At 54.3% G+C, this 17,011-nt stretch carries 10 protein-coding genes; 6 read left to right on the top strand and 4 right to left on the bottom strand.

Annotated features, from left to right (window positions below):
* Positions 1–32: 32 nt before the first annotated feature.
* Positions 33–1,499 carry a sigma-54 dependent transcriptional regulator gene (locus VFO10_RS17275; protein WP_325142414.1) on the bottom strand — a complete coding sequence of 489 codons (1,467 nt, stop codon included), beginning with the start codon at positions 1,497–1,499 and terminating at the stop codon, positions 33–35.
* Positions 1,500–1,511: 12 nt separating this feature from the next.
* Positions 1,512–3,017: a sensor histidine kinase gene (locus VFO10_RS17270; RefSeq protein ID WP_325142412.1), complete on the bottom strand. Its 1,506-nt coding sequence runs from the start codon at positions 3,015–3,017 to the stop codon at positions 1,512–1,514.
* A gap of 241 nt (positions 3,018–3,258) precedes the next feature.
* Here VFO10_RS17270 and VFO10_RS17265 point away from each other — a divergent pair, with 241 nt between their 5' ends.
* Both VFO10_RS17265 and VFO10_RS17260 read left to right on the top strand, forming a co-directional pair.
* The gene (locus tag VFO10_RS17265) at positions 3,259–4,518 is read left to right on the top strand and encodes a putative Na+/H+ antiporter (protein WP_325142410.1); all 1,260 of its coding nucleotides are present in this window, start codon (positions 3,259–3,261) and stop codon (positions 4,516–4,518) included.
* An 83-nt stretch (positions 4,519–4,601) separates the two neighbouring features.
* Positions 4,602–5,096: an FxsA family protein gene (locus tag VFO10_RS17260; RefSeq protein WP_325142408.1), complete on the top strand. Its 495-nt coding sequence runs from the start codon at positions 4,602–4,604 to the stop codon at positions 5,094–5,096.
* 5 nt (positions 5,097–5,101) lie between these two features.
* Here the strand turns inward: VFO10_RS17260 and VFO10_RS17255 are convergent, their stop codons facing one another.
* Positions 5,102–5,866, bottom strand: coding sequence for a S1 family peptidase (locus tag VFO10_RS17255; protein WP_325142405.1), 765 nt, complete (start codon positions 5,864–5,866; stop codon positions 5,102–5,104).
* A 384-nt stretch (positions 5,867–6,250) separates the two neighbouring features.
* Between VFO10_RS17255 and VFO10_RS17250 the strand changes: the two genes are divergently transcribed.
* The 4 genes from VFO10_RS17250 (at position 6,251) to VFO10_RS17235 (ending at position 15,934) form a co-directional block, all read left to right on the top strand.
* Positions 6,251–7,552 (top strand): carbohydrate-binding domain-containing protein, encoded by a 1,302-nt coding sequence (locus VFO10_RS17250; protein ID WP_325142404.1) that lies wholly within the window; start codon positions 6,251–6,253, stop codon positions 7,550–7,552.
* Positions 7,553–7,710: 158 nt separating this feature from the next.
* The gene (locus VFO10_RS17245) at positions 7,711–14,241 is read left to right on the top strand and encodes a non-ribosomal peptide synthetase/type I polyketide synthase (RefSeq protein WP_325142402.1); all 6,531 of its coding nucleotides are present in this window, start codon (positions 7,711–7,713) and stop codon (positions 14,239–14,241) included.
* 2 nt (positions 14,242–14,243) lie between these two features.
* Complete coding sequence (locus VFO10_RS17240; protein ID WP_325142505.1) at positions 14,244–15,053, top strand: alpha/beta fold hydrolase; 810 nt, start codon at positions 14,244–14,246, stop codon at positions 15,051–15,053.
* Positions 15,050–15,934 (top strand): hypothetical protein, encoded by an 885-nt coding sequence (locus VFO10_RS17235; RefSeq protein ID WP_325142401.1) that lies wholly within the window; start codon positions 15,050–15,052, stop codon positions 15,932–15,934. The genes VFO10_RS17240 and VFO10_RS17235 overlap by 4 nt, the downstream gene beginning before the upstream one ends.
* On the opposite strand, the gene VFO10_RS17230 is transcribed toward VFO10_RS17235, so the two are convergent.
* Complete coding sequence (locus tag VFO10_RS17230) at positions 15,903–16,925, bottom strand: NADP-dependent oxidoreductase (RefSeq protein WP_325142399.1); 1,023 nt, start codon at positions 16,923–16,925, stop codon at positions 15,903–15,905. The genes VFO10_RS17235 and VFO10_RS17230 overlap by 32 nt on opposite strands.
* Positions 16,926–17,011 lie beyond the last annotated feature (86 nt).

Raw genomic sequence — 17,011 nt, 5'->3', positions numbered from 1 at the left:
GGGCCTTGCAGAGCAGGGCCTGCCGCGAAAATTCAATGCGGCGCTGTCAAACTTTGATCGCGGGGATCAGTTTTTGACAGCACCTGCGCATCGATGCTGATCCCATGATCCTTCATTTTCGCCTTCAGCGTGTTGCGCGAAATTCCCAGCAGGTCGCAGGCTTCCTGAAGGCGACCCTTTGTTTTCGCCAGAACAGCGGGCAGGAGTACAGCCTCCAGCGCTTGAACAGCCACATCATAGAGCAGGCCCTGCTGCTTCTGCATAAGCTCATGGACCAGCTGATCGAGACCCCTGCCCACAGAAGCCTGAGGCGCTTCCCTGCTGAGTATAAAATCAGGCAGGTTGGGAACGCGTATGGAGGGACCATCGGCATGCGCCAGCGCATACTTGACCACGCTTTGCAGCTCCCGCATATTCCCCGGCCAATCATAGGCCAGCATCACTTCGAATATCCTGGGATCCAGCTCCACGCTCTCTTTGCCAAATTCCGTCTTAAAGCAACCGATGAAATAGCGCACAAGATCCGGGATGTCCTCCTTGCGTTGCCGCAGCGAGGGCAATTCTATCGTAAAGACATTCAGTCGATAGTAGAGATCGCCGCGAAACGTACCTTCCTCGATCATGGCCTTCATGTTGCGGTTGGTGGCGGCGATGACGCGCACATCCGTTTCTATCGTTTCGTTGCCGCCCAGCCTTTCGAATCGTTGATCCTGCAAAAGCCTGAGCACCTTGGCCTGCGTGGTGGGATGCATATCAGCGATTTCATCAAGAAAAATGGTACCGCCGTTGGCATATTCGAATTTTCCGGCCCGACGTCGATCCGCGCCGGTAAAAGCCCCTTTTTCATGCCCGAAGAGTTCGCTTTCCAAGAGATTTTCTGAAAGCGCAGCGCAATTGATTACGATAAACGGAGCCTTGCGTCTCGCGCTGTGAAAATGCAGGGCCTTGGCCACCAGTTCTTTGCCGGTGCCACTTTCACCCAGAATCAGAATATTGCTCTGTGTGGGAGCAAAGCGCCCGATTTTCTTATAAACCTCCTGCATCGCCTCGGAATTGCCGATCATGCAGACCTCGCTGTCCTGCAGCATCTCCGGCGTGTTCGCCGCGATCCATTCGCCTTCGTCCCTTTGAACGGAGAGCAGAGCCTTTTCGATGGTCAACTGCAGCTTGTTCAAATTCACGGGCTTCAGCAGATACTCAAAAGCTCCGTATTTGGTGGCCTCGATGGCTGTTTTGGTGGTCGAAAAAGCCGTAAACATAATGACAGGAAGATTGGGATGAATCTTTTTGATTTCCTTCAGGACATCAAGGCCCGAGGTTTCATTCAACCGTAAATCCAGAAGAATCACGTCCGGGACCGACTGATAGATCAGAAGTAGAGCCTCCTGGGCCGTCGATGCCTGCAGCACATCCAGCTCGGGGCTTTTCAGGCTTTTTTGTATGGAGTAGCGAAGGACTCGATCATCATCAATGACCAATAGGGTTTTGACTGGCGCCATGGTCGGACTCCCTTAAATGCCAAGCGGCAGGGTAAAGCCAACCATCGACCCATGCGGCGGACGATTGCTGGCGAATATTTCTCCCTTATGGGCCTCGACGATCTGCTTGCAGATGGAGAGGCCCAAACCTGTCCCCGACGACTTATCGGAGATGAAGGGATCAAAAACTTTAGGCAAAAGCTCCGGGGCTATGCCTTTCCCGGTGTCTTCCACGGTGATCCTCACACAGGAATGCTCCGGTGAAGGCCCATTCCCCTCGGCTTTCAGCGCAATCGTGATCACGTCGCCTTCATGACAGGCATCCAGCGAGTTCATGAGGATATTCAAAATCACTTGAGTCAGCTGGCTCGGATCGGCCAGGACCGGAAGCTGCTTACTCTCCAACCGCGTTTCGATGGAAACGCCTTGAATTTGTGCGCGGCCTTGTACAAGCCGCAGGCATTGGCCAATCAGTTCCGCGAGGTTGATTGGCTCGACGCTCATCTGCGGTAGGCGGGCAAACTCCAGCAGATTCTGGACCGTTCGCTCGACGCGACTCAATTCCTGTTCCATCATCGCAAGGTCATCCTTCTTCAAAGGATCATCACGCAGTATCGCCGATTGCACAAGCAGCTTGATGGACATCAGAGGATTGCGCAGCTCATGCGCCGTGCCTGCTGCCAGCTGCCCGATGGCGGCCATTTTTTCCGATCGGAGCATATCCTCCTGGGCCTTATGCAAGCGCATCACCACACGTTCGACTTCAACCGCAATGACGTCCAGAAGGTTTTTCAATTCCGCCATGTTCACGTTCGTCGCAATGCGAATGGGCCCGACTATCTCACTCAGCTTTCCGGCGGCGAGCGTCAATGGCAGGTTGAGTTCCACCAATGATCGCGCCATGCGCCGCGCGACCAGGACACCGGCTCCGAAACCACCGATGGATCCACAGATGCTGATCAGAACAAGGCCATTGGCAATCCTCGCGGAAAAAACCTTATGCTCCTGCGATACGGCCAGCATGGTGGTTTCATTGAATTCAAGATACTCATGCGCAGGAACGATGATTTCCTTGGTCAGGATTTCATTGATCAAGGGCCGGAATTGGCTTCGATAGTCCCTATCCTCGGCGGCATCCAGAAGCCGATTCATGTTGTCGGAGAAATGCTGATAGCCAGCGTTCAACCGCACGATGATTTCCTGCTCATGAGGCGTGGTCGCCAGTCGTTCGACTTCCGCCAACCAGAAATCGGTGCTTTCAATGAGTTTGCGAACTTCCAAAGTCTCGATATCGGCCGTACCGTAGATATATTCATTCAGCTGCGATCGGATTTCCCGCAGGCCGATTTCCAGCTCTTCCGCTGCCCGAACGCTCGCTACATTCAGATCGACCACGCGGGCCAGATCCTGGTAGAGATAATTAACATACCACGCGGAACCGCCACCCATAATCAGAAGTAAAAGACTGAGGAGAAACACCGGCCATGACATCGTGCTATTGGTCAGAAAGGTCTTTATCCAGCGCTTCAGGAACTTCATGATCCACACCTTCCGACTGTTTTGGGGCGCAAGCTCAGGCTTCTTAAGTTAAATGCCGGCTTTGCCCTTCGTCCAGACAGATGATATGACACGGCAAACCCAGGCCATCAAAAACTGATCCCTTCTGTCAAAAATTGACAATCTTATCAAACCTTAAGGAGCGCCGAGCGGCATCGTCGTGACAGTTTACCTGGCATAATTCATGCTGCCCAGGCACAATGAAGCCGCTGTGAGGGACGCTATGCTGGAAATGAAATACGTGGCCACAGTGCTCTTTGCCTGTGCTGTCATCCATACATTCTGCGCCAAGAAAATTCTGAATCTGGCCCATCGTTATCCCGAGGGGTCGATTCAGGAAAATCTCCTGCATTTTTTGGGTGAGATTGAAGTCGTCTTTGGGCTGTGGGCGGCCGTGCTCGTGACGATCTGGTCGATCCAGTTCGGAATCACGGACGCAGCGAAGTACCTGCAGGGCATCAATTATACCGAGCCCGTGTTTGTCTTCGTCATTATGTGTATGGCGGCCACACGCCCCATATTGAACTTCGCGGAAAGGTCGATAGCTCTTGTTGCCCGTACCCTGCCTCTTTCCCGGTCCCCTGCGCTGTATATTTCCAGCCTGATTCTCGGCCCTCTTTTGGGGTCGCTCATCACCGAGCCTGCGGCCATGACAGTGACTGCCATACTTCTGCGCGATCAATTCTTTCAAAAGTCAGACTCCTTGCGTTTCAAGTATGCGACCCTTGGTCTTCTTTTCGTGAATATTTCCATCGGCGGCACGCTCACCAATTTCGCAGCTCCTCCCGTTCTGATGGTCGCAGGGCCATGGCAGTGGGATAATATGTTTATGCTCACTCAATTCGGATGGCGCGCAGCGCTTGCCATTGTGATCGGAACTCTGGCAACCGCTTTTTACTTTCGGCAGGAGTTGAACAATATTTCCAATGAGACGATCACAAAGCCAGGCGAGGACATGAACAACTGGGTGATCCTGATTCATCTTGGATTTCTGGCGCTCACCATCGTCAACGCCCACTATATGGCTTTTTTCGTGCCTTTGTTTTTGCTCTTCCTCGGTTGGTGCTCGGTAGCCAAAGAATATCAGGACGAGCTGCGGATCAAGGAAAGTCTTCTGGTCGGTTTTTTCCTGGGAGGTCTTGTGACGCTCGGCAAACTTCAGGACTGGTGGCTTCAGCCCATCCTTTCAACTTTGGGCGATGTCCCTCTTTTCTGGGGCGCCTTGAGTCTGACTGCCGTGACCGATAACGCTGCCTTGACCTATCTTGGAACACTGGTGCCCGATCTTTCTACAAGCGCACGCTACGCGCTCGTTGCCGGGGCTGTCGCTGGTGGCGGGTTGACGGTGATTGCCAATGCTCCGAATCCAGCCGGTTTTGGTCTTCTGCGCGATTCCTTTGGTGAGGATGGGATAAGTCCCATGAACCTCTTCCTCGCCGCTCTGCCGTTCACCCTTTTGGCTGCAGGAGCCTTCCTGATTTAAGCACGAGCCTTGGCCGCCACACGGTGATAGGATAGGGTCCCTGGGGTCTCACGGCCCCTTTGGGACCACGCAAGGAGCTATCCATGTTAGGCCGCCTTCTTCTGCTCTTTATGATTATGCCTTTTCTTGAACTCTTCGTTCTAATCAAGGTTCACCAATCCGTGAGCCAATATTGGGGAAGCCAAAACGCTTGGTTTTTCACGCTGGGCATGATCTTTCTTGCCGCCATTGCAGGCGTTTCCCTGGCCAAAAACCAGGGCTTTCGCCTGCTAACCCAGGCTCAGGAGCAGCTGCGTCAGGGAATTCCGCCGAGTCAGACAGCTTTGCAAGGCCTTCTGATGCTCGGCGGCGCCACTCTTTTGATTATTCCGGGCTATATCACCGATGTCGTCGGTATTTTCCTTTTGATTCCCTGGACCCGTTCGCTGGTCGTCAAAGCCCTTAAAACGTGGCTGGGTCGGCAGGTGCAAAGCGGAACCTTCGTGGTGCAGCAGGCTGGATTTTACAGCCAGCCTGGCAGCTTGATTCAGGATGCGAATCGTGGCGAGATCATCGACGTCGAGCCGATTCAAAAGTAAAAATCTTAGGGCGCGCTCTTCAGATTCTGCATGGCCTCTGCAATCCAGCCCGCGTGAGTGGACACGTTTGTATATCGCGTGACCGACCAGTACACGGGATGACCTTCGCGTCCATGAACGATGCCCATGAGCTGCAAACGTCCGCTTTCAGCATTGCTTACGTAAAGAGGACCACCCGAATCACCTGGGTTGGTCACCTCGCCTTGTACGAGCACATAACCATCCTGCGGCTTATGACTGGCTATCGAAACTGTTCTTTCCTGAAGGGCCTGGGCCTGAGCCGCATCATTGTTATGCCGCCCAGCTCCCACAGCCAAAGCTGGGAAACCGGCAGCGACCGTTTCCCCGAAAATACCGACAGCCTGATAGGACGCAGGAATCGGCTTTTCAAGCTTCAAAAGGGCCAGATCGGCAAAGACATTCGCATCATCCATATAATCATCCTTGGCCGCACTCACACCGTTGGGCAAGGCCACGCCTGTGACCCCAATACCAGGACTCACCCTTACGGACCCTTGATAAAGATAAATCGTCGAGAGACCCACACCGGCTTTGCAGTGTGCGGCTGTTAAAACAAACTGAGGATCAATGATCACGCCCGTACATTTGCCAAAGGCGCTTTGAATCATGACTGTGCTTTTCGAAGCAGGTTCCGATGCCGTCACCAGTGTGCCTTTGCTGATCATCAAAGACGATTCGGGCTCGCGCGCGCGCCCACAGTTGATCATCACGGATGCCAGGACCAGACCGAATGTCATGATACGCTTCATCAAAGCCTACCTCCACTTATCAGGGCATGGTTTCTTCGCAGGTCTATCGCTTGAACCTCGATTTTGCGAAATCCATGCCGGGCGTGGGCTTAGTCCAAATGGGAGGATTCAGGGGCGGCAAAGCTCGGAAATCCTTGAAAAGGGAAAGTCTCAAGCGTTTCCAAATCTTACTGATTGAAAGCAAGGAATGGATGGGAAACTGAAAGGTATTGAGACAGCGTCCAGAACCTTCGCGCTTTGCGGGCATGGTGTGGCCTAGGCGAAGTCCCTGAAATTCCAAACGCCATGCCCATTCTTTCCGAATTCTTATCCCGGGCCCAGGCTTTGCAACGCGCGCCACAGCAGAGCGCATGCTCCCCACTGAACGGCACTGAGGGCACAGAAATGATGAAATGGTCACGTGGACTTCTCGCACCCTGCATCATGCTTTCCTTATTCGCTTGCAAACGCAACCAGGCATCAGATCTTGATAGCGCAAATTCCTATCCATTCTGTACAGACAAAGCCATTGATCCCGATGGCGATGGATGGGGCTGGGAAAATGAAAAAAGCTGCCGGGTTCCGACGCCTTGCCGATCGGCGGCCTCAGATCCCGATGGCGATGGATGGGGCTGGGAAAATCAGCGTTCCTGTAAGGTGGCCGCACGGGCCACGGCCACGGCCGCAGCCACGGGATCCGATGCTTATTTTCAAATGGAACGCACGGCTCTGAAATCCTATGCGGTCGGACCCATTCCCAATCCTTCGGAAATTTCCGCGCTCGTAAGCAGCGGCTTTCCCAAACCGGATACCGACAAGGAGCGGGCGCTCCGGGCTCATACGACACTGATGAAGTGGGGCCAGGACGCGATCGCCCAGGCCTTCCTTCTTAGGGAACTCACAGGATCGCAGCAGCTGAACGCTGCTCGTGATCTACGCAATCGCCTGCTTCGCTTCGTCAATTTCGGCGAAAATTTCGGCAATCGCCTCGACGAAGCCAACTATGGGAATCTGTCCCTGGAACTGATCTGGTTCGTGGGCAACATGGTCAGAGCCGCTCAAATCCTGACCGACACGAGTGCCGCCCTTGGCAACCAGGCGAACTGGACGAGTCAGGATCGCAACCTGTTTTCGGCCTGGGCCTCGCGTCTCGCCAGTCAATACTTTGAGTTAGGCGTTTATCCGGCTGGTCTTTCCAACCGGAAAGCCTCGCAGCTTGAAGTCTTGATGCGTATTGCCGTTCTCAAGGGTGATCAGGAAACCCTGCGGGCCCATAGGAATGCTCTTGAGACTTTGATCCTGAATGCGATCGACGCGCGCGGAATCGTGCCCGAGGATAGCCCTCGCGACAAATACCATCCCCAGTTCTTCCTGGCTGCCGCCCTTCAGGCTCTGGAGCTGGGCAAGCAGCGGGGTCTGCCGCGCCTTGGTCCTGCGGCCGCGCAAAAGCTCGTAACGGCGATTCAATATTCAGCCGTGACCAACACCAACGCTGCGGCTCCAGCCGAATTCCCCAAAGTCCAGAGCACGCCGCCGAACTTCGAGATTCCTTTCTGGTATCTCGTTCCCATTTTCCATAGTGATTACGGCAAGGAACTTTCGCCTCAGATCAAACAGATGGTTCAGGAGAACTATAAGAACGCGAGCCGTTTTGATTTCACTATGAACTGGGGTTTCAATGCGTATGCCGTGAAGCATCGCCTCTAATCCTTTGATGGTAAAGAATTCTGAATATCGAAATCTGAGCCCATTCCCCCCATAAGACTCCTTGCTAAAAGAGACGCGTGCTTATAAATATTGGCACGCTCTCTATGCAGCTATTCAGCCCATGCGATGAACGGGTCTTGCTTATTTGGGGAAGCACGATGTCAGATGTCAAAAGCCATTCAGAAATCAAACTCGCAGAACTGTTTTCCCAGCAGATGGAAATCATGCGGGAACAAATCGAGCTTTTGAAAAAAGAGCGTCGCGAAGAGCCTTCGCCGGCCACGCCTGACCCCTCCATCGGCAGAACCAAAATCGCCGTCATCGGCATGGCAGGACGTTTTCCAGGCGCACGCAACGTAGCCGAATTCTGGCAGAATCTGAATGCTGGCGTCGAATCCATCACAACCTTTGCACCACATGAAATTGATCCCGCTGTTCCCGTCGAGGAACGGACTCATCCGAATTATGGCCGTTCCCGGGGTGTGCTGGAGGATGCCGATAAATTTGATGCTGAGTTCTTTCGCATCAATCCGCGCGAAGCCAAGCTCATCGACCCGCAGCAGCGTGTATTCCTGGAAGTAGCCTATGAGGCTCTGCAGGATGCCGGTTACGACCCCGACCGCTTTCCGGGCGAAATCGGGGTCTATGGTGGAATCGGCGACAATTATTACCACATCCATAACGTTCTGGATAAAAAAGATCTGATCCAAAAGGTGGGCAGTCTGGCCGCCAATGTCGGCAACATGAAAGATTATGTGGCGACCCGTGTTTCCTATAAATTAAATCTGCGTGGCCCCAGCATAAGTCTGAACACGGCCTGCTCGACCTCTCTGGTCGCCGTTGATCAAGCCGTCCTTGGACTTCGCAACCAAACCTGCGACATCGCTCTGGCCGGCGCATCGTCCATCTATGTTCCGCAAAAGGCGGGCTTCATGCATGGGCCGGGTCTGCCGTTTGCGAGCGATGGACATATTCGTCCCTTCAGCTCCGATGCCACAGGCGTGATGTTCAGTGATGGTGCGGGCATCGTGGTTCTGAAAAGACTCGATGATGCCATGCGTGATCGCGATCATATCTATGGCGTTATCATCGGCAGTGCCATCAATAATGATGGCCTGGAGAAAATGAGTTTCTTTGCCCCCAGCGCGGATGGTCAGACCAAGGTCATCACCAAGGCCCTCAAGGATGCCAATGTCTCGGCGGAAACACTCTCCTTTATTGAAGCCCACGCGACAGGCACCCTTCTGGGTGACCCGGTGGAATTTGAAGGTCTTAAAGCCGCCTTTGCCCCCTTCACGCAAAAGAAGGGTTTTTGCGCCTTGGGTGCCTTCAAAGGCAATATCGGGCATACGGATGCAGCGGCGGGTGTTACGGGCCTGATCAAAGCTCTACTGGCTCTTAAGCACAAAACTCTGCCGCCCAATATCAATTTCAAAAGCCCCAATCCCTCGATCGACCTTGATCAGTCGCCCTTTTATATTCCTACAAGCGCCGTGCGTCTCAAATCTGGAACGCAACCCCTGCGGGCGGGCATAAGCGCCTTCGGCTTCGGCGGCACCAACGCTCACGTCATCATCGAGGAAGCGCCGGCGGCCAAAGTTCAGAACAGCAGCAAGCCCGCTCATATCCTTCTTCTCTCGGGTGAAACCCAAGGGGCTTTGGAACGGAACACCCAGACCTTGGCCGCGCATCTGCGCGCTCATCCGCAGGAAAGTCTGTCGGCTATCGAATATACTTTGGCGGCCGGACGCAAATCCTTTGCTCAAAGACGCTTCGTGGTGGCTTCGACGGTCGAGGAAGCGCGGGAAAAGCTGAATCGCAATGAACTGTCTGCAGCCGTCGCCCCGCAGAAGGGTCGACCCTTGGCCTTCATGTTTCCTGGTCAAGGGACGCAGTCTTTGAATATGGGCAAGGCCCTCTATGAAAATGAGGCCGTCTTCCGCAAGGCTTTTGATAGCTGCGCGGATATACTGCTGCCTATTCTTGGGCTTGATATTCGGAATCTGGTCTATCCGCAGCGAGGCTCGGAAGAAACGGCTGAACAGCAGCTGGCCCAAACCTGCTATGCGCAGCCGGCTCTCTTTGCCATCCAGTATGCATTGGCCCAGTATTTCCTTCAGCTGGGCCTGAAACCCAATGCCCTTGTGGGTCATAGTCTCGGCGAGTTTACCTGCGCGACGCTGAGCGGCGTCCTTGATCTGAAAGATGCTCTCTTCCTCGTGGCACAGCGCGGCAAGCTTATGCAGTCCATGGCCCCAGGGTCCATGCTGTCGGTGAATCTGAGTGAGTCCGAAGCCCGTCTTCTTCTGGATGCCACGATTGATATAGCCGCCATCAACGGCCCCAAACAATGCGTGCTGGCAGGATCGTCCGAAAAGCTGTCCGCTTTGAAAGCTGAACTCGAAATGAAGGGTATCGGCTGCCGGGCGCTGAAGACTTCGCATGCCTTTCATTCACCGACGGTGGATGCGATCAGCGACGACTTTATGAAGCTTCTGAATGGCATTACATTCCGGGCTCCTCGCATACCTTACGTCTCCACTCTGACCGCGACCTGGATTACGGCCGAGCAGGCGCAGAGCCCACGCTATTGGGCTCAGCATATGCGTCAGGCGGTTCGCTTTTTCGATAGCATCCGAACGCTGTGGGCCGCACAGCCCTATCTTCTTCTGGAGCTGGGTCCGCGTGATACGGCCACGGTTTTGGCTCGCAAGGCCTCGTCAGATCCGGCTCGTTTCAAAGCCATACCGACTCTGACCGGCGATGATCCGTATCGAAGCTTCCTTCACGCCATAGGTCAGCTCTGGAGCGAAGGCGCTTCGCTCGACTGGGAACAGTTTTTCGCAGGGGAAACGCGGCAGCGGATTCCTCTCCCAACCTATTCCTTTGAAAAAGTGAGCCACTGGCTTGAAACCATCCCCGCCGAGGGCAGGCCAGCAGTCACGACCACGCTTGAGGAAAACAACGAGGAGCCCAAGCCGGTTTCCATCGCAAACAACCTCATCACCTTGCCCTCAGAAAATCTTAAAGAAAAAATTCGGGCGATCTTCATCGAAGCATCTGGAATGTCCATGGCTCCTTCCCATGATGACCTTGGCTTTTTGGAGCTTGGCTTTGACTCGCTGACGCTCACCCAGGTATCGGCAAGCCTGAAGCGCGAGTTCCGCGTTGATCTTCCCAACGGCCTTTTGATCAAGCAGGAACAGACTCTGAACCGCCTCAGCGCCTGGCTGGAAAAGCAGGCAGCAACAGCCGCACCTTCGAACTCCTCATCCATGATCCAGGTCGCGTCGTCCACCAAATCTTTGGCTTCCTTCAGCCAAAGGCGCATGTGGATGCATGCCCAGGTGAATCCTGAAGCGACGACTTATAATATTCCGATCTATTTTTCGATCCAGGGTGCTTTGGATGCAGGGATCCTGGCTGAGAGTCTGAAAAGTGTCGTCAGCCGACATGATGTTCTGCGCTCCAGCTATCATCTGGAACAGGACCGCATTTATCAAAAGGTCAGCGAAACGTCGCCGGCCGAACTCGATATCATCGACCTTTCCCATTTGCCGGGAAAAGAAGCCGCAACCGAGCTTCATAGCCGTCTTCATCAGCTCGGCCGGATTCCTTTCCGTCTCGACCAGGGCTCGCTGATCCGCTTCCACCTCTTCAAGATCCATGAGCAGGAGCATGTGTTCCTGCTCCACGTCCATCACATCGTATTTGACTTGATTTCGATTCAGCGCTTTTTGTCCGAAGTCGGCCAGGTCTATAAAAATCTCTGCCTCGGCCTTGCCGTTGACCGCACCAAACCACGCGTTCAGTATGCAGATTTCGTTGCCTGGCAGCAGGACTGGATCGCCAGCGGGGCCATGGATCAGCAGATTGCCTTCTGGCAAAAACATCTCGGGACGTCCGCGCTTCCCGTCCTGAAGTTGCCTACCGATCGTCCGCGGCCGAAGATGCAGCCGGAAGTGGACCGCTTCGTGACTCTTACAATTCCAAAAGAGCCCTTGCGTCCCCTCTGGGAACAGGCCGCAAAAATGGGAGCCACTCCCTTTATGCTGGTCCTTGCAGGCTATAAATACCTGCTCATGCTGCTCTCAGGTCAGCGTGATGTCGTGGTCGGCACGACGATCGCCAGTCGCACGCACCCCGAGACGCAGGATATGATCGGCTTCTTTGCCAATACCCTGGCGCTCCGCAGTGGAGTGCAGGAGCGGACCGCTTTCCTCGACTTTTTGCGTCAGATCAAGGACATGACCCTTGCCGCTTTTGATCATCAGGATGCCCCACTCGACGAGGTCATGCGCAAACTCGAACTTCGTCGGGATCCGGCCATCAATCCCCTTTTCCAAACCTTTTTCTCGTTCGAAAAGGTTAAAAAAGAAACCTATGACATGGGTTCCGTACTTATGAAATTCATGGGGGACGTATCGCGCGCTGCCCCAGCCACGGACCTTAACATCTGGGTCGAAGAGCATCCTGAAGAGCTTCGCATCGTCGCTGAATACAGTCAGAATCTCTTCGATGCGGAAACGATTACGGGCTTCATGCAGACGTTTGGAACAGTGATGAAAGCGTTGGCAGAACATCCTCAGGCGACGCTTGAGGATCTGCAGAAACCCGTCTCCATAGCTGCAGAGCCTGAAGCGGATGAAGCCGTCGCTGCATTCAAAAGTATCATCCAGGATATTCTGGGTCTTGAGCATGTGGATATGAAAAAGAGCTTCCCTTATCAGGGCGGCCATTCCCTGCTCGCCATACGTCTTATTGAAAAAATCCAAAAGACCTACGGCATCGAAATCGAGCTGAAGGACATACTGAAAGCCCCCGCCCTGCAGCATATCCTGGATGCCATCCAGCTGGCTCAGGCTGCTTCGGCTCCGGTGGAAACGCCTGAGATCAAAGGTTCGATCCACCAGCTCGTAACCGAGAGCTGTCAGGAGCATCCCGAGAGGATCGCTCTTCGCTATCGCAACAAAACCATGACACGCGCTGAACTTGACCGTCGCTCAAATCGCGTGGCCCGTTATCTGCAAAAAAATGGTGTACGGCCAGGGGACATCGTCGGAATATCGATGGATCGTTCCATGGAACTGATCGTTGGCATGCTGGGCATCCTGAAATCAGGAGCCGCCTATCTGCCGATGGATCCCGCCTATCCCAACGATCGACTCAGCTATATGGCGGAAAATTCCGGATTGAATCTTATCCTGACTGAAGAGGAATATGCCGACACCCTGAGCATGCCTGCTGGTGTTCGCATGATCGCGATGGATGAGGAAGCCGCGGCAATCGTGGCTTGCAGTGATGCGGCTCTGGACCTTGAGTTGCCTCCTCAGAGCCTGGCCTACGTGATCTATACCTCGGGATCCACGGGCAAACCCAAGGGCGTTCAGATCCCTCATAGTTCTGCGGTCAACTTCCTGCATAGCATGCGGAAGGCGATTGATTTCCAGTCCCACGATGTTCTGATGGCTTTGACGACCATCTGCTTTGATATCTCCGTCCTTGAGATCTTTCTGACTCTCGCCTCGGGTGCGACGCTCATCCTTATGGATTCCGAAAGCGCTCTGGATGGGAAAAAACTGGCCCAAACCATCGACGACTATGGTGTCACCTTCTTCCAGGCCACACCCTCAGGCTGGCGAATTCTGACGGAAAGCGGCTGGAAAGGCTCCGGGAATCTTACCGGACTTTGCGGCGGCGAAGCCTTTCCTCGGGACCTCGCGGAGAAATTAATTCCCCGGCTGAAGGCCATTTATAATGTTTACGGTCCCACAGAGGCGACCGTTTGGGCGACCTATCACCAGCTCACGAGCCCCGAGGATCACAAGATTATCGGCCGCCCTTTGGAAAACTATTCGATCCATATCCTGGATGAAAAGCTTCATCCTCTGCCGGCTGGTGAAATCGGTGATCTTTATATCGGCGGACAATCCCTGGCGCTCGGCTATATGAATCGCCCGGATCTGACGTCGGAACGCTTTCTGCCTAGCCCCTTCGTGCGTGGCGAACGCATCTACAATACGGGTGATCGGGCGCGTTTCGTCGACGATGGAGCGATTGAATATATCTCCAGGGCCGATGATCAGGTGAAGATCCGCGGCTATCGCATAGAGCTGGGCGAAATCGAAGCGGTTGCGAATACCCATGAAGCCGTAAAACTCTCGGCGGCCGTGGTTCATGAATTTTCACCCGGTGACCAGAGGATAGTGCTCTTCGTGAACGCGCGTCCGGCGTTGCCGTTCAGCGAGCATGAGCTCAAGGATTTCATGCGGAAGAGTCTTCCCGACTATTTCCTGCCGAATATGGTCAAGGTCATAGATGCCATTCCGCTGACGCATAATGGCAAAATTGATCGCAAGATTCTAAAGGCCTCCTGTGCCGCGAATGCCGAGCAGGAGCGCCCCAGGAACAAGAGCGGATCGACCGAGGATTTTCTGCGCGAGCTTTGGAAAAATCGTCTTAAGGTCAGTGATTTCTCGAACGACAGCACATTCTTTGATTTGGGTGGATATTCGCTCCTGGCCATTATCCTGGCCAAGGAAATCAGTGATGCCACAGGCAAGTCGATTTCTCTGGCCGATCTTCTGACTTCAACCTTCGAGCAGCTGGTCTATCGACTGGATCATGCGCCTGGTGAACAGCCGTCCGCCATGCAGCAGCCGCTTGAGAGAAGGAGCAGCCTCCAGTGACTATGAGCGTTGCGGTTCATCCCGAACAGCCTTTCTTTTTTGAATCCGAAGGCGAGGACATCTATGGCCTTCTCGGGGTTCCTGCCTCCGCCTCCAATCTGCGGGAGGCGGTGATCTTCTGTGCGCCGGCCCCTCATGAGGTGAAAAAATTCCACTGGGCCCAAAGGCAGATGGCGCAAAGGCTTCAAACAGCCGGCTATCATACGCTGCGCTTTGATTACTTTGCGACGGGCGATTCCTCCGGGCACAGTCGTGATTATGATCTTCATCGCTGCCGAACCAATATTCAGGACGCCATTCGCTATCTGAAGGCCAGCGGCCTGATCCGCCGCGTTTCGGTAGTGGCCACGCGCCTCGCCTGCCCCCTTGCGCTGCAGGCTGTCGCCGAGGAACGGGTTCGGAAGCTTATCCTGATTGATCCCGTACTGGATGGCGCCGCCTATCTTAAGGAAGCCCAGAGCATGCAGGAGGCGATGCTCGACGAGCATCTGCGCGTGGCTCCGAATTATCCCAGGACCGCAGTTCAGGGTCAGCTTCTGGGTTTTCCGCATCATGCGTTTCTATCCTGGCAGCATCAGACTCTCAGGACATTGCCTTCACCGATCAAGGCCAAGGCTGTGACCATCATCACAAGCCAGGGCGCCCCGGATGCATCGCCTCTTTTCAAGCACCTGAGTCAGGAGCTTGAGGAAACCCATACAGTCCGCATCAGTGACAACCTGAGGTGGGGCTGCGCTCGATCTTTGCAATTTCAGGACTTTCCCAACCAGCTGCTGCGCGTAGTGGTGGATTCTGTGCGAGGTGCCTTATGAAGCAAAAAGCGGTTCGCTTTGGACGTCATCAGGAAATGACAGGAATTCTGGCAACGAGCGATCACCATGATGGCTCCTGCAAAACAGCGGTTTTAACCTGGAATACAGGCATTTCCCATAAAATGGGGCCCAACCGCGTGGCTGTGGAACTGAGTCATACGCTGACCCGTCTCGGTCTGCCCGTTTTCCGTTTTGATCTGACCGGACGCGGCGACAGCCTTCCACGCAAAGGCGAACTGGCTTCGACGGTGCTTGATGTGCGGGAAGCCATGAATTATTTGCAGCAGGAATGGGGCTTCGAGGAATTCATTCTGCATGGCAACTGCTCAGGGGCCATTGATGCTCATTACGTGGCGCAGACTGATGCGCGCGTGGTGGGCCTTTCCATGGTGGATACCTATGCGTATCGTGTAGGGGCCTACTATAAGAACTACATCCTGAAGCGTTTGAAAAGTCGCGCCTACTGGGAGCGTCTCTTCAAAAAAATCTTTTCCCAAGGGGGCGGCATCGACGTGCAGGATGCCAAGGATCAGTTCTGGGTTCCCTTCCCAACGTTGGATCGCATCCGTACGGATTTTCGAGGCTTTGTGGCTCGTAAAATGCCCTGCCTCGTGATCTTCACAAGCGGCTATGATCATCTTTATAACTACGAGAATCAGTTCCGCGACATGCTGAAGGGTGTGGATGCTTCCGACATCCTCACCCTGGAGCATCACACCGAAGCGGACCATCTTTATACCTTCCTCGACCAGAGAAGCCGCCTTATGGATTCCATCAGCGCCTGGGTGCTGCGGAATTTCTCAGTCCCAGGAGCCTCAGAAAGGCGATCCGCTCCGGTCGATGGAAAGCTTAAACTTTCACCACCAATTTCCCAAAATTAGCGCCTTCCAGCATACCCATAAAAGCCTCGGGGGCCTTTTCCAGGCCCTCGACCACATCCTCGCGGAATTTGACGCGTCCTTCACGGACCCATTGTTCCATCGGCTGACGGAATTCCGGGAAGCGATGACCATAGTCCATGTTAATGATGAAGCCCTGCATGCGAAGACGCAGGCGCAGGATGGTTCCCATCAAAAGCCCCATACGATCCGGCCCCTCGGGGAGCGAGGTGCGATTGTAGTCAGCAATCAGGCCGCAGACAGGAATCCTGGCCTTGGTATTCAAAAGGGGCATGACAGCGTCCCAGACCTTGCCGCCGACATTCTCGAAATAGATATCAATGCCCTTGGGACAGGCCTCGCGCAAAAGTTCAGGCAGCCCTTCCCCGTGATGATCCAGGCACTCATCAAAACCCAGTTCCTCTTTCACATAGCGGCACTTTTCTTTCCCGCCGGCAATCCCCACCACGCGGCAGCCTATGATCTTTCCAATTTGCCCGACCACGGAACCCACAGCACCCGAGGCCGCGGCCACAACCAGCGTTTCCCCGGCCTTGGGTTGGCCGATATCCATAAGCCCCATATAGGCTGTAAATCCCGGCATCCCAAGAACACCCAATGCCAGGGAAGGGCGCGGCATATCACCCAGCGGCGTCAGATCACGGCCATCGGAAAGGGCATAGTCCTGCCAACCCGCATAACTCATAACGAGGTCACCCGCTTTGAATTTCGGATGACGGGACGTCACCACACGGGATACCGTAGCGCCCACCATGACCTCGCCCAGGCCGACGGGCGCGGCATACGAAGGAGCATCACTCATACGCCCACGCATATAGGGGTCCAGCGACAGATACAGAGTTTCCAGGAGAACCTGGGATTCCTTGGGTTCCGGGATGGGCGTTTCGAGGAGTTTGAAGTTCTCGGATGTAGGTTTGCCTTTGGGGCGGCTTGCCAGAACAATTTGCCGATTGATGCCTGTTTCTTTACGCATAGTACACGTCCTGCTGGTTAAAATGCAGATGGAAAAACAACTGCAAAATTCGGGTGAATTTGGGCTATATTGCCATGAACAGAAAC

The organism is Oligoflexus sp. (assembly GCF_035712445.1).
In the GTDB taxonomy this organism is placed as follows: Bacteria; Bdellovibrionota_B; Oligoflexia; order Oligoflexales; family Oligoflexaceae; genus Oligoflexus.
Note: the sequence above shows the minus strand (reverse complement) of the source record. Positions and strands in the feature narration are given on the sequence as shown.

Excerpts from the sequence above, each read along its gene's own strand:
- VFO10_RS17245 (WP_325142402.1), top strand. The coding sequence starts at position 7,711 with ATGTCAGATGTCAAAAGCCATTCAGAAATCAAACTCGCAGAACTGTTT.
- VFO10_RS17270 (WP_325142412.1), bottom strand. The coding sequence starts at position 3,017 with ATGAAGTTCCTGAAGCGCTGGATAAAGACCTTTCTGACCAATAGCACG.
- VFO10_RS17240 (WP_325142505.1), top strand. The coding sequence starts at position 14,244 with ATGAGCGTTGCGGTTCATCCCGAACAGCCTTTCTTTTTTGAATCCGAA.
- VFO10_RS17230 (WP_325142399.1), bottom strand. The coding sequence starts at position 16,925 with ATGCGTAAAGAAACAGGCATCAATCGGCAAATTGTTCTGGCAAGCCGC.
- VFO10_RS17265 (WP_325142410.1), top strand. The coding sequence starts at position 3,259 with ATGCTGGAAATGAAATACGTGGCCACAGTGCTCTTTGCCTGTGCTGTC.
- VFO10_RS17250 (WP_325142404.1), top strand. The coding sequence starts at position 6,251 with ATGATGAAATGGTCACGTGGACTTCTCGCACCCTGCATCATGCTTTCC.
- VFO10_RS17235 (WP_325142401.1), top strand. The coding sequence starts at position 15,050 with ATGAAGCAAAAAGCGGTTCGCTTTGGACGTCATCAGGAAATGACAGGA.
- VFO10_RS17255 (WP_325142405.1), bottom strand. The coding sequence starts at position 5,866 with ATGAAGCGTATCATGACATTCGGTCTGGTCCTGGCATCCGTGATGATC.
- VFO10_RS17275 (WP_325142414.1), bottom strand. The coding sequence starts at position 1,499 with ATGGCGCCAGTCAAAACCCTATTGGTCATTGATGATGATCGAGTCCTT.
- VFO10_RS17260 (WP_325142408.1), top strand. The coding sequence starts at position 4,602 with ATGTTAGGCCGCCTTCTTCTGCTCTTTATGATTATGCCTTTTCTTGAA.